General features: G+C 44.1%; 12 protein-coding genes and 1 other RNA gene. 5 read left to right on the forward strand and 8 right to left on the reverse strand.

The genetic code is table 11. The features are described 5' to 3' along the window. The first annotated feature begins 225 nt into the window (after window positions 1–225). The gene (locus H6F52_RS18710) at window positions 226–960 is read left to right on the forward strand and encodes a cytochrome c biogenesis protein CcdA (protein WP_190536379.1); all 735 of its coding nucleotides are present in this window, start codon (window positions 226–228) and stop codon (window positions 958–960) included. Window positions 961–1,013: 53 nt separating this feature from the next. Next, window positions 1,014–2,438 (forward strand): cytochrome c biogenesis protein, encoded by a 1,425-nt coding sequence (locus tag H6F52_RS18715; RefSeq protein ID WP_190536380.1) that lies wholly within the window; start codon window positions 1,014–1,016, stop codon window positions 2,436–2,438. 68 nt (window positions 2,439–2,506) lie between these two features. Here the strand turns inward: H6F52_RS18715 and H6F52_RS18720 are convergent, their stop codons facing one another. From H6F52_RS18720 to H6F52_RS18730, 3 genes are all read right to left on the reverse strand, one after another. Then, on the reverse strand, window positions 2,507–4,168 hold the full coding sequence (locus tag H6F52_RS18720) for a glycosyltransferase family 39 protein (RefSeq protein ID WP_190536381.1): 1,662 nt from the start codon (window positions 4,166–4,168) through the stop codon (window positions 2,507–2,509). A gap of 227 nt (window positions 4,169–4,395) precedes the next feature. Beyond that, window positions 4,396–4,827, reverse strand: coding sequence for a preQ(1) synthase (gene queF, locus H6F52_RS18725; RefSeq protein WP_190536382.1), 432 nt, complete (start codon window positions 4,825–4,827; stop codon window positions 4,396–4,398). A 117-nt stretch (window positions 4,828–4,944) separates the two neighbouring features. Next, a complete protein-coding gene (locus H6F52_RS18730; RefSeq protein ID WP_190536383.1) occupies window positions 4,945–5,358 on the reverse strand; it encodes a hypothetical protein in 414 nt (137 codons plus the stop codon). An 89-nt stretch (window positions 5,359–5,447) separates the two neighbouring features. Here H6F52_RS18730 and H6F52_RS18735 point away from each other — a divergent pair, with 89 nt between their 5' ends. Continuing rightward, window positions 5,448–5,591, forward strand: a complete 144-nt coding sequence (locus H6F52_RS18735; RefSeq protein WP_190435440.1) for a hypothetical protein — start codon at window positions 5,448–5,450, stop codon at window positions 5,589–5,591. Here H6F52_RS18735 and H6F52_RS18740 read toward each other — a convergent pair. The 3 genes from H6F52_RS18740 to H6F52_RS18750 form a co-directional block, all read right to left on the reverse strand. Beyond that, entirely contained in the window at window positions 5,588–5,977 is a 390-nt protein-coding gene (locus H6F52_RS18740) for a phasin family protein (RefSeq protein WP_190435443.1), read from the reverse strand. The two genes, H6F52_RS18735 and H6F52_RS18740, sit on opposite strands and share 4 nt — an antisense overlap. A gap of 110 nt (window positions 5,978–6,087) precedes the next feature. After that, window positions 6,088–6,184, reverse strand: an RNA gene (gene ffs, locus H6F52_RS18745) — signal recognition particle sRNA small type. A gap of 62 nt (window positions 6,185–6,246) precedes the next feature. Beyond that, complete coding sequence (locus H6F52_RS18750; RefSeq protein WP_190411182.1) at window positions 6,247–6,513, reverse strand: YciI family protein; 267 nt, start codon at window positions 6,511–6,513, stop codon at window positions 6,247–6,249. A 59-nt stretch (window positions 6,514–6,572) separates the two neighbouring features. Between H6F52_RS18750 and H6F52_RS18755 the strand changes: the two genes are divergently transcribed. Then, the gene (locus H6F52_RS18755; protein WP_190536384.1) at window positions 6,573–7,136 is read left to right on the forward strand and encodes a 2'-5' RNA ligase family protein; all 564 of its coding nucleotides are present in this window, start codon (window positions 6,573–6,575) and stop codon (window positions 7,134–7,136) included. 251 nt (window positions 7,137–7,387) lie between these two features. Then, window positions 7,388–8,185 carry a WecB/TagA/CpsF family glycosyltransferase gene (locus H6F52_RS18760; RefSeq protein WP_190430085.1) on the forward strand — a complete coding sequence of 266 codons (798 nt, stop codon included), beginning with the start codon at window positions 7,388–7,390 and terminating at the stop codon, window positions 8,183–8,185. Window positions 8,186–8,548: 363 nt separating this feature from the next. Here the strand turns inward: H6F52_RS18760 and H6F52_RS18765 are convergent, their stop codons facing one another. Both H6F52_RS18765 and H6F52_RS18770 read right to left on the reverse strand, forming a co-directional pair. Continuing rightward, entirely contained in the window at window positions 8,549–10,867 is a 2,319-nt protein-coding gene (locus tag H6F52_RS18765; protein WP_190536385.1) for a hypothetical protein, read from the reverse strand. A 79-nt stretch (window positions 10,868–10,946) separates the two neighbouring features. Then, the gene (locus tag H6F52_RS18770) at window positions 10,947–11,912 is read right to left on the reverse strand and encodes a beta-1,6-N-acetylglucosaminyltransferase (protein ID WP_190430087.1); all 966 of its coding nucleotides are present in this window, start codon (window positions 11,910–11,912) and stop codon (window positions 10,947–10,949) included. Window positions 11,913–12,713 lie beyond the last annotated feature (801 nt).

Consider the following 12,713-nt stretch of genomic DNA (forward strand, 5'->3'; position numbering starts at 1 on the left):
CCGCCGACTGAATTAAGAACATTTGAATAAAAGACTCGCTGCAAGCTTAATGGGGCAATTAATAGAAACGGCGCTAAAAATTTCTTGAGAAACCTGCGTTGATGAAAGACATTGATGAGTGTTATTGTCAAGCAAACAATGCGGACGCTTTCCTTCGCGCCGGTTCTACCCTTCCAAGTAAGCTAAAATTCAAGCAGAATCAGCATTCCGCGAACTAGCCTCCTCATGATTGAAAGTCTGCAAACCCAGCTTTACGAACTCAGTGAATTTGCCAACAGTCTCGTTTTCATCCAGCTGCAACATCTCAGCGTTATCAGTATTGGCATTATCTTTGCCGCCGGGTTGCTCACCAGTTTGACCCCCTGTATGCTTTCCATGTTGCCCATCACCCTTGGCTACATCGGGGGCTATGAAACCAAAAGCCGCCTCCAAGCAGCTGCCCAAGCTACCTGGTTTTCCTTGGGATTGGCAACAACGCTGGCAGGGCTTGGTATCTTAGCGGCGTTGCTGGGGAACGTCTACGGTCAAGTAGGATTTGGTTTGCCGATCCTGGTGAGCATTCTTGCGATCGCAATGGGGCTAAATTTACTAGAAGCTTTGCCCCTTCCATTGCCTGCTTGGGGTGGGATGGAGTGGATTTCTAAAGAATTACCAGCGGGAGTGCGTTCCTATCTGATTGGTCTAACTTTTGGGGTGGTTGCGTCCCCGTGCAGTACTCCCGTATTGGGAACGTTACTGGGTTGGGTTGCCACGACGCAAGACATGGTATTAGGTGCAGTCTTGCTGCTATCCTACACAGCAGGTTATGTGGCACCGTTGATTTTGGCAGGAACTTTTACAGCCTCTATTAAGAAGTTGCTGGAGTTGCGCCAGTGGTCGAGTTGGATTACACCCGTTAGTGGTGTGCTTTTGGTTGGATTTGGGGTATTTTCGCTGCTGTCTCGGATTCCAATTGGTTAAAGGTAATCAAAAGCACTCGCTATTACCAATTACCAATTATCAATTATCAAAAAATGACTGCAAAAAATTCTTTTTTCTCAAACTTGGGGTCAACTTCCTATCGGTTTTGGCGACAGGAGTTGTTGCCATTACTGGCAGATTTGCGGTTAGCGATCGCGTTACTATTAGCGATCGCACTTTTCAGTATCTCTGGCACGGTCATTGAGCAGGGTCAGTCGCCTGCTTTTTACCAAGCGAACTATCCAGAGCATCCCGCTTTGTTTGGTTTCCTGACTTGGAAGGTAATCCAGGTAGTCGGATTGGATCGTGTTTATCGCACCTGGTGGTTTTTAGCAATCCTGATTTTATTTGGCAGCAGCTTAACTGCCTGTACCTTCACCCGCCAGTTTCCAGCTTTAAAAGCAGCACAACACTGGAAGTTTTACGACCAACCTCGCCAATTTCAGAAACTCGCCTTGAGTGCGGAACTCGAAACAGGTTCGCTAAACAAACTGACCGAGTTGTTGCAGCAGCGGCGCTATAAAGTTTTTCAAGAAGAAGATAAACTTTACGCCCGAAAAGGTCTGGTGGGGCGGATTGGCCCGATTGTTGTTCATGCCAGTATGTTAATTATTCTGGGGGGCGCAATTTGGGGGAGTATCACGGGTTTTGTCGCCCAGGAAATGGTTGCCAGCGGCGATACATTCCAGATAAAAAACATCATCGAAGCGGGTTCTTGGGCGCTACCACAAGTTCCCAAAGATTGGTCGGTGCGGGTAAATCGCTTTTGGATCGACTATACACCTGAAGGCAGAATCGACCAGTTTTATTCCGATTTGTCGGTTTTGGATAAACAAGGACAAGAAGTTGATCGTCAAACGATTCACGTCAATCAGCCGCTGCGTTACCGAGGTGTGACGCTTTATCAAACAGACTGGGGAATTGCAGGTATCCAGGTGCGGCTGAATAATAGCCCAGTTTTACAGTTGCCGATGGCGTCATTAAATACTGTCAGCAAGGGCCGAATCTGGGGAACTTGGATTCCCACTAAACCGGATTTGAGTGAGGGCGTTGCCTTAATTGCCAAGGATTTGCAGGGAACACTGATGCTTTATAACCCAAAGGGTCAGCTAATCAATACTATTCGCGCCGGGATGTCGGTACCTGTGAATGGAGTCAGGCTGAGCATTGATGAAGTAATCGGCAGCACTGGCTTGCAAATAAAAGCCGATCCGGGTATCCCGTTTGTTTATGCTGGCTTTGGTTTGCTGATGCTGGGTGTAGTCATGAGTTATTTTTCTCATTCGCAAATTTGGGCGCTACAAGAAGGGGTTAGTGCAGCGTCTCAGAAGGAGATTCGCTTCTATGTCGGCGGCAGAACTAACCGCGCACAGGTTGCTTTTGAACGGGAACTGTTGGAAATTTTGGATCGAGTCAGTCATCCGTCTCAGGAGGAAGTGCCAGTTGTTGAGATAGAAGCGATCGCGACCCAGTCCTAAACCATTTTTGATGTGGGTTGGTAGAGGCGCGATTCATCGCGCCTCTACCAACAAATAACGTCTTCCACTCACACCTTTTTTTCTAGTTTCCAAAGCCAAACTTGACCCGTTTGGTATGCAGGCTCTATTTTGTAGTTCTGCTTTTGTAGTGCCTTTCTTAATTCCTTGGAACTCCTGTATAAAAACACATCACTGAACCCATCTGGAATCTGAGGCACATTTGGTTTAACGACTAATTGAAGCCGCACTTTCGGTTCCAGTGCATAGGTTAAAGGAAGAAAAAAGTTTAGTTTCTCATTGCTGATCAAAAGCGGATGAGCTGTTTTGTTGATGATTTGGGCTACTTTTGGATTGTATTCAGTTTGAGAGAGAGCTTTATTCCACCAGATTTCTTGTTGAGAACTGATGGCACAGGATATAACACCACTCGAAACTACTGCAACAAGCACAAATTGCCATAGTTTTTGTACCTTTGCACTTCTCGAAGGCAAACTAATTTTAGTAGCCAGTAAGTAAGCAATTGCTAGCTGAATCCCCAAATAAACAGCAACTAGATGTCGAGTTGAACCTGACAATCCTCCTCCGGAGATTAAATCTCTGGAAATAAAGGGAAGGGCAGTTACCCCAAGCAAAGTTAAAACAAATAACCAAACTTGCTTGCCAGTGTTACGACACAAAAAATAAATTGCATATCCTGACAGGAATAAAATCATTCCTACCAGTGTCAGTCGGATAAATTCTGTCCATTGATTGTTAAATCCAAACTCAATCACTCCTCCTGCTGGATCTGTATCAAGAAATGTCCGAGTGATATTGCGAGTCCAAGCTTTCACCCAAGAAAACAGGCTTTCTTTCTGGCGAGACCAATCTGTTGTCTTTTCAACGGTAGATGAATTAGCAATTAGAATTAAAAGCCAAGGCACAAATGTGAGCAAACCAGTCAAAGATGCCAGCAAATAGGCAAAGACTGTTTTAGTGAATCGGAAATTTTCGATTGTCAATAGATAAATTCCATGTCCAATCGCAACCAACGCAAAAAATAACTGGGTATAAATTCCCAGTGCTAGCGTTGCTGCATACAGCCCCCAAGTGGAAATAAGGGTTTTGGTGTCTCTATTTCCCAGCCGCATCGCTCGTAGCAGCGCCGCACTCGATAGTAAGATCGCCACAATCCACAAACTATAAGGTCGTGCTTCCTGGGCGTAGAGAACTTGAAACGGGGAGACGGCGATGAGTGCGATCGCTATCCATCCTGCTAAGGAAGATCCAAATAATTCTTGGCATAGCCAATAGATGCAAGGAAAAGCTAGCAAGCTAATTAATGCAGACAAGCTTCTGATTATCCCTGACGAATAACCAAATCCTTGCACCCAATATCTTGCCATTAAAAAATAGAGGGGCGGATGCTGGGGAGTATCGACCACTATCGAGTTGATGGTTCCGCTTGCACCTTTTTCCGAATTGGGTTGTTGAAACTTCTGCAAATCTTCGACGCCAATCAAATGTCCATCAAAGAGTTCTTGGACTAATTCTGCTTTGGTGTAACCCGCAATCCGTAATGAAGTCAGAGTCTCATCGCCCCAGTAAACTTTGCGATCCAGGTTGACGAATCGAAAAAATACTCCCAGTACCAGCACGACAATGATAAAAAATTGTAACCAGCTTGGAGGAAGTAGCTTTGTTTGAGTTAACCTATTCTTAACATGGTTAAGGCTTTGTGCAACTGCCATGAAACCTCCATTTCGTAATCTAAAAAGCCGGGAAGCTTTGCGAAATGTTAGGCGTGCCAATGGAAGTTATCATTCACCCTGAGACTGATATTGTGTCTATTTTTTGAGCCGATAGGATAGGCTTTTGATGACACAAAGCAGAAAGCCCGTTGGACGGGCTTTCTGAAAAAGATAATTTTTAAACCAGGTGGAAGTAGCCAGATGCAAGCGAATTTTTTTGCTGCTATCTAGGCGTCAGAGGACTTCTGATGACGCACTTCAATGACTGTGTGAACATTACCGCGGGGCGCGAAATCCCCTTTGATAGTGGCTTCTAAAGGATCGCAAGCTGCCACCAAGTCATCCAAAATTTGATTGATGGATTCTTCATGGGAGATGTAGCGATCGCGGTAACTATTGATATAAAGCTTGATCGCCTTCAGTTCCACCACCCTTTGGTCGGGAACATAGGTAATATGGATGGTCGCAAAGTCAGGATAGCCAGAAAACGGACACTTACAGGTAAACTCTGGTAGAGTAATGTGAATGTCGTAGTGGCGTCCGACTCGCGGATTGGGGAAGGTAATTAATTGTCCTTCAGAAATATTTCGCTCACCGTATTTCATTTCCGAAAGCGGCGTTTCAGATGATAATTGTTGTTGTGTTGGCGACTGACTCATCAGTAGTGGTAGCAAACGTGGGTCGTTAGTTATTAGTCATTTATAACAAATAAAGGACTAATAACCCTTGAATATGAATGCAGATCAAGCTTTTTCAGCCTTCTTCACCTGCTTTGTTCAGAAAATATCTCTAGAATTGAACGGATCTGTACTACCCTCCCAATCCGGACAATTTTTATCATCCCAGCCATAGGGATGCATGGCGCAGACTAACAGGTTTCCACCATAAGCTTGTCCGTGGTAATGGTGACAACCCATACATGCAGGATTTTTTTGTGGGGTGGGTTCAACAGTATCCACCATATAGGAAAAAGGCTGCTCACCTTCACCCACAATTTCTTCAAATTCTAAATAAATTTCAGCGAGCGGTTCAAATAATTCCTGCAAACACTGATTGAGATCGGTTGCAATTGTAGTTTGCACGCTTTCGGCAACAGCGTCTACTACTTCTGTGATGCCAACGAAGAATTGCTCTACTTCATCAGCGACTGCTTCCATCATCTCGAAAAAATCTTTTTGCCACTCTTCCATTTTGGATACTCAGCACAAAAGGCTTAGTTTTTACCGGCGACGCGATGACGCCAATTAATCTGCAATTCTATTCTAAATAGTGCGAATCCATGATGCGATCGCAATGCTATAGATTAGCACCCGTTGCCTTGCGCGATCGCAAGGCGTGTGATGCTCCTCGCAGCGACTCGCTCTTGCCTATGCAGCTAACGATTCGGCTGTTCGCAGTTTATCGTTCATTACTGCAAAGCTAATCGCGCTTTAGCCGACGCAGTTCGTCCTGTAGTGCTTGCACCTGTTGGCGCATCGCGTCCACATCATTATTTGGAGCCGCATTTGGAGCTGCTGCCGACTTTGGCTCTTCATCTTCTGAGAGAATTTCAATCCGCCGCGGCTCACCGGGTTGGGTGCTGCTAGTGGATGGCTCAACGGGTGCCTGCTGGGCTTGTTTCATCATATCATCGACAAACCGGCGGGCTTCGTCTGTTGTCATCTCGCCTTTTGCTACCATTTCATCGGCTAGCTTTTGAGCTTGCGATCGCAACTCAGTTAACTTTCCCCCAGCTCTCTCACCCGCAGAGGCAGCTAAGCCAACCCCTAAGTAAAACGCTTTTTGAACAATATCTCCAAAACCAGCCATCGCAATGAGTCGCTCCTTTAATCTGCAAGTATCTGCTGATTCCAGCATAAGCGTGAAATCGAGAAACTGCCCACCAATTACAAGGCAAACGAGGGCGAGGCGGCGATTCGGGTGATCCGGATACCACGCCTATCACAAGCATCCCGTGTTGCTGCTACCTTCCGGTTCTGACAAGGTTTAGGCGTTGCGATCGCATGGGTCCAGATCATCTAAAGCATAACATCATTCACTGAAAATTGAAACCTCTGGCGGCAATCAAGGATTCGCTTTTATTCGGCAACCACTCGCCACTCATAAAGTTCATACTTGACGCAGCCGTTTTGCACCAGCGGATCGAGTGAGACAATTGCGCGCGCCTCCTCCAGTGAAGACGCCTCAAATAGCATCATGCCGCCTCGCCGTTCCAGCCAGTAGCCGCTACGCGCCTGATATCCTTTGGTAATCAAATCCTGGACATAAGCTTTGTGCGCCGGTACAGATTTATCAAAGATCGGTTTATCAACGATGCCTTCTTCAATCTTTACAAACCAGGGCATTCACTTTCTTCCCTTATCTGGCTATATCTATTTAACAAGTAAACTACCGCTGGAAGTTCTTGGACAATACAAAACGCCGCTTCTTTATTGCTCTCTTGCCGCCGCAAGAGATTCAGGACTACGCCAAAGAGATTCAGCAGCACTTTGCTCAAACCTTTGCTAGCAAAGGTGCCCAGAAATCTCCCCCGCATATCACGCTGCAACCGCCGTTTGAATGGCAGGTAGAGGCAGTGCCAGTGCTGGAAGAATCCTTGAGAACGTTTGCTTCCCATCGTCCACCTGTCTCCATTACCCTGGAAGGGTTTGGAGCATTTCCACCGCGTGTTATTTACATCAATGTTCTTAAGACGCCGGAACTGCTAGCGTTACAAGCCGATTTAATGACCGATATGGAGACCAACTTGGGAATTGTCGATGCGGTTTCCAAGCAGCGTCCCTTTGCTCCTCACATGACTGTTGCCTTTAGAGACTTGACACGGCAAAACTTTCATGCATCATGGGCTGAATTTCAGGGGCGATCGTTAGAGTTTGAGTTCACTGCTGCTCAGCTAACCCTACTGATTCATACAGGGGAACGATGGGAAGTGAGGGCCGAATTCCCTTGTTTAGCGCGCCGGAGGTAAACAGGGCAAGCCTTTCAGCCAAGGTTGCGGCTGGTTGTGGCGCGATCGCAACCTTTTTTCTTTCGCTCAGAAAAACCCTCACTATAATAGCGAATCTTGTTCACTCAATTTTCCAATCTATCCTAGGGAATAAACGTTGATAAAGATTTGTCCTCTCTCATGGTAGAGGTAGTGCAAGCTTGACTCTCACTATTGTGTTGTTATTAGTGTGCTGTCCCCACACGAGTAGATTGCTAAAGTGAGAGGAGTCAATGAAAAAAGTTAATGTACTTAATGTATCCATTGACAACTTGTCAAGAGCAGAGCTATTAACCAAACTCGATCGGGAAGGTGGTATCGTATTTACGCCAAACGTAGACCACCTGATGAAGCTGCAAACCGATGGAGATTTCTACAAAGCTTACAATATCGCTACTTATAAAGTGTGTGACAGTCAGATAGTATTGTACGCTTCTAAATTTTTAGGAACGCCGATTAAAGAAAAACTGTCGGGTTCAGATTTATTTCCCGCTTTCTATATGCACCACAAGGACAATGAAAGCGTTAAGATTTTCTTGCTGGGTGCCGCTGAAGGAGTGGCTCGTAAAGCTCAAGAGCGAATCAATAACCAAGTAGGCAGAAATATTATAGTTGCTTCTCATTCGCCGTCTTTCGGATTTGAAAAGAGCGAAAAAGAATGCCTAGAAATTATTGACAGGATTAATAAGTCAGGCGCTACAGTCTTAGCCATTGGCGTCGGTGCCCCTAAACAAGAAAAGTGGATATTGAAGTATAAAAATAAATTACCCAATATCAAAGTTTTCTTGTCTGTTGGCGCATCTCTTGACTTTGAAGCAGGACATAAACCAAGGTCTCCACAGTGGATGAGCGACGCAGGAATAGAGTGGTTACATAGACTCTTATCCGAGCCACAAAGGTTATGGAAAAGATATTTAATAGACGATATGCCTTTCTTCTGGTTAATTTTGAAACAAAAGCTTAACCTTTATAAAAAGCCTTTTCAGGCAGAGAAGAAATCTGTGAAATTAGAACGAGTTAAGTGGGAATAAAAAAATTCTTATTTGAAGGGACGTTTGTAAAGTACCTAATGTTGTAATGCTGTAGCTTGCTTGTCGTAGGGTAAGTAGTCTTAGCAGCTATAGGCTTTCTGTTAAAATTTATGGTTGCAGGATAGACGTTCCAGGGAACGTCTATTTTTGTGATGAGATATCTTGGCAAGCGATTAGACTAGTTGACTTAGACTACTTGAAAAATTTGTCCCAACTTTCCTCAAGCTCTTTCTTTCCGGTAAACGGGTAAGGCTGGGGTTCTAAATAGATTGTAAGGGTCGAGCGCATTCCGAACCCCTTCGCTACAACTGCGTCACGAGATGTATTTGCTTGCCGCCTTAGGAGGATGTTCCTGCTGGATTACTAATTGCCATAGTAAATTCCTCTGCCATTTGTACCAATAAAAACTAAACCAAACTGCTGCAAGCTTGCTTCCATCACATTTGGGCTATTGCCAATCGGATTTTTCGGATTACCAATCCTTTGCCATGTCTTCCCTCTGTCGAGAGAACGGAAGATTCCTTTGCCCATATTATTAATTTCTCCGTACACATACAGTGCTGGAATCGTGCTTCCCTGCTGTGGTTTTCCTAAAGAAAACAAATAGGATCTCTTAACTGCATTCATCTTAGAGAAGGTCTTGCCACCGTCTGTCGAATGGTAAAGTTGTTTCTTATCGAGACTCAGCCAAATTTCACCTTTAACTCCAGATACGGTTCTTAGCGAGTGCCAACTTTCATCGGGAAGTGATGAATTCACGACTTTAAAAGACAAACCTCCATCGGTACTTTGATATAATTTGCCATTCTTATAGTAATAAAACGTGTTACCATCCACTTTGTCTGCTGCCAGCGGCAAAGACCAATTCCAAGGTCCCTTGGAACCCTTGGGTAAGCCAGTAACTTCTTTCCACGAAGCGCCTCCATCATCTGTGCGGAGAGCTTTATCTCCACTAACAGTGACAACAAATAACTTTGGATTAGTTGCTGACATCGCTATACGCATCGGCATCGTGTCTTTTGGAAATGAAGCAAATTCTTTCCAAGTTAAGCCGCCGTCTGTCGAAGTTGCTCCCGAATAAGTATTGTTCCAGCGATTACCGCCAACGCGCACCATTTGCAGGGGAGCTTTTTCATAGTAGGCAATGCTGTAGGTATCCTGGAACGAAGGGCCACTAGCACTAAAGGTTTTAGATGGATAATTGTCTAATCCCTTGTTGTGGTAAAACCCGTCTACATCTGCCACCCCACTCAACAACAACGCGCCACTCGGAGGCGCAGTTAAGGTGAAGGTGACAAGCTCTTCGTGTCCTTTTTGATAGTTCGTCCAGGCAGAGGGTTGTTTGTTAATATTGTCTGTCCGCCATATTCCGTACCAATCGGTAAACCAAACTCTTCCAGAAACGTGGGGGTCAAACTCAATCGCAGAGACAGAAGGATTGGAGAGCATATAGCTAGACCACCAAGGAACGGTATTGTTAAGCGATCGCTTCTGCTCTTTCCATGTAGTTCCGCCATCGAATGAGCGGTAAATTTTAGTATTTTTTCTCTCTTTTGTAGCAACAAGAATATCTTTAGGATTAGCAGGGTTAATGCTCAACCCATTAAAATCCTCTTTGGAGCCTTGTGGAGTAATGTTTTTCCAATCTCCATCTGTATACTTTCTAACTCCAGGACTTCCATTAATTGTTGTGTAGAGAGTGTTATTGCGACTTGTCATTAGCCGCATCGCTTTTTTTGGGCTTCCGTCAATCTTGCTCCAGGTAATGCCTGTGTTAGTAGATTTATAAATTCCATCACCATAGGCATTGGCATAGACTAAGCCAGGCTTATCTTTGTCAAAGACAATTGCTGTGATGCCGATATCTTTTTCCGGCTTTCCGGGAAAAGAAGTCACTTTAGTCCAGTTCGCGCCAGCATCTAAAGATTTCCAAAGCCCATCGCGCCGCGAACCAAATAAAATCATCTTGGAATTAAATGGATTGATGACGAGTCTCTCGCCTACCTCCCGCCTATCTTGGTTGCCGCCCATTGGCAAGTCCAAATCCAGCTTTTTCCAGGTTGCACCTCGATCGTTAGACTTAAAGATAGTTCCAGGCTCATCCCAGACGTATTTGCCTGCGGCAATATAAACAATATTTGGATCTTTTGGATCGAGGGCTAGGGCTTCTCCGCCGTAGTAATTGCTCTTCTCTAGTGGAAAGTGGTCAGTTAGCGGTACCCAGCTTTTATTTACTGAATTCCAACGATAGAAGCCACCCACATCAGTTTTGATGTAAACAAGATCCTTCTGTAGCGGATGCAGAAAAATACCCGTAACATAGCCCCCTCCGCCTATTGCAACATTCGTCTCCCCCAAAGACACATTGGTTCGGTAATTGCGGGAAATGACGACTTCTGCCTGTCCTGATGCACCGTTAAGGATGTTGCTAGCAAGCCAGATGTGCTGAAGTGCGACTGTGGCAAACAGAGCAATGACAGCAAGGCGAACCGTTCGAGCTAACGAAAGGCTTGGTTGGGCGCTAAATTTAGTAATCAGCTTGAAGGCGATATGGGCGAGGCAAATCCCGATGGCGAAGACTAATAAGCTAGTCAGAACTGGTTGGACGCTTGCCAGCCCTGCAAATGTAACATTAGCGATCGCTTCAATGCTTGACCAATGATTAATAGCTGCATTAAGCATCGTTGAGCCTCAAATCCCATAATCAGCTACTTCCAACTAAGGAATTATAGCTGACTATACAGATTTGACGGGTTAAGTCTTAACTAATGCCTAAGGTGACTGGGCTACTTTCTTTTAAAACTCTTGCATCAAGCATATCTAAAATTCTGCTGTCCTGCGTCATATCGAATTTTCGGGCAAAGTGAACGTCCCTTCTTATAATTGCTGAGTAATCTTCAGCATTTAGAGTACGAGGATGACCGTGGCGAGTCCCAGTCCAATCAATATAGCGTTTATAGTCGTTACACAAATGAAATTGCCCGCTATTGACTAAAACCGTTTGGACAAAAGATTCATCAGGAATACAAGTCTTTTTATAGTAATTAATTAGCTCGGGGTTATGCTGGCAAAAATGATGTAAATATTCGACACACTTCCTCGATAGAGTCTTGAAGTAAGACCCTGCATAGCATTTAAAGTTTTCATTGAATGGAGATGAAGTCGTACGAACTCCTAGCATCAGCCCATAGGAAGAATTTATTCTCACCAAAGGCTGGACATTATTAATGACCATGCGAGGAATTTTGACGATAGCGCGTTTCCACAGTGGTAAATATTGACCCGAACGCCAGTACTGATAGAGATAGCGATCGCTACCTTCCCGGCTTCCCCAAAGATTTCCCTCTAAATCTGAAAGTACATCAAAATACTCTAAAAAGCCATCAAACGGTGATTCCGCAAGAAACTTCTCAATTTTTGGTAGCGGTTGAATCGGATAGTCTTGGCCTGTAATATTGGCAAGCCAATCAAATTCAACATTATGGCTAAAAAGCCAGTCAATGGCATTCAGATAACCTTGAACAATCGAAAAATCTCCTCGTCCTCCCGTACCCCTAATTACATTCACTCCTGGGAATTCGTGAAAGGCCGTTACGTCTAAATGACAACCCCTAAAGTCATGGCTAATCAATATCTGAGATTGGGGACTTGATTTTTTTAGAGTTTGCACCAGTCTAAAAATCTGTTCGGGATTTTTATGACTTTGAATCAGATATAAAACTTTCACGATCTTTAACCTCCAGAAAACAACTGCACGAAAAAGTGAACGCAGCAATCTGCCAAAGTGTTGTGCATAACACTTCAGATGTATTATTAAGTAGAGATAGCTAGACTCAACCAGGTCAAGGTATTAAAAAAACCTGATTATCTGCTCTCTATGCGGTAACAACAAAATTTGCAACAATTGTCAAACTAGAAATGCCTGCATAATAAATACTGGTGATTTTGTGCAAGCAAAGTCATAAATTGACAGGGAAATCTGTGTTCAAGAACTTAACTAAAACTGTTTAACTGCAATAGCATCGACAAAGTTAAAACAGCAGTAAATAGGTGCTTTCACTGGAAATCAGGCACTCTAGAATAGTTAAGTTCAGGATGGTAAATAGTACACCTGGTATATAGACGAAATGTGGGTTTATTTGGTTCCCGGTTTTCAACCGAACCTTGTTTTATTGTTTCACCCACATAGACATAGATACTAAACTCTGTACCCTAGGAAAAAAATCTCTGTCTTTTAACCATGTCCAAATTCAGTAATGGTGTACAAAATTAGATTCTTCACGACAGGCTATGACCTTTTCGTTGCACCCAATTTTTTACATTTACAGCTATGGTCATAATTAAAATCCCAGTCTAAGGAACTCTTTAAGGGACTCAAGCCACGCTTGCAATCCTAGTCGCTTTACGCTTTACATCTTGTTACAGTGCCTATCTTGCAAGCGTCCCCCTTAAGATAGACTTTACTTATGCGATTTGTCCGCCTAAAGTAAAACATTAATATATTTCCTTTAAAATTAAAATAACAGTA

Source organism: Coleofasciculus sp. FACHB-542 (assembly GCF_014695825.1).
Lineage (GTDB): Bacteria > Cyanobacteriota > Cyanobacteriia > Cyanobacteriales > FACHB-T130 > FACHB-T130.

Excerpts from the sequence above, each read along its gene's own strand:
- H6F52_RS18710 (WP_190536379.1), top strand. The coding sequence starts at position 226 with ATGATTGAAAGTCTGCAAACCCAGCTTTACGAACTCAGTGAATTTGCC.
- H6F52_RS18715 (WP_190536380.1), top strand. The coding sequence starts at position 1,014 with ATGACTGCAAAAAATTCTTTTTTCTCAAACTTGGGGTCAACTTCCTAT.
- H6F52_RS18720 (WP_190536381.1), bottom strand. The coding sequence starts at position 4,168 with ATGGCAGTTGCACAAAGCCTTAACCATGTTAAGAATAGGTTAACTCAA.
- queF (WP_190536382.1), bottom strand. The coding sequence starts at position 4,827 with ATGAGTCAGTCGCCAACACAACAACAATTATCATCTGAAACGCCGCTT.
- H6F52_RS18730 (WP_190536383.1), bottom strand. The coding sequence starts at position 5,358 with ATGGAAGAGTGGCAAAAAGATTTTTTCGAGATGATGGAAGCAGTCGCT.
- H6F52_RS18735 (WP_190435440.1), top strand. The coding sequence starts at position 5,448 with ATGATGCGATCGCAATGCTATAGATTAGCACCCGTTGCCTTGCGCGAT.
- H6F52_RS18740 (WP_190435443.1), bottom strand. The coding sequence starts at position 5,977 with ATGGCTGGTTTTGGAGATATTGTTCAAAAAGCGTTTTACTTAGGGGTT.
- H6F52_RS18750 (WP_190411182.1), bottom strand. The coding sequence starts at position 6,513 with ATGCCCTGGTTTGTAAAGATTGAAGAAGGCATCGTTGATAAACCGATC.
- H6F52_RS18760 (WP_190430085.1), top strand. The coding sequence starts at position 7,388 with ATGAAAAAAGTTAATGTACTTAATGTATCCATTGACAACTTGTCAAGA.
- H6F52_RS18765 (WP_190536385.1), bottom strand. The coding sequence starts at position 10,867 with ATGCTTAATGCAGCTATTAATCATTGGTCAAGCATTGAAGCGATCGCT.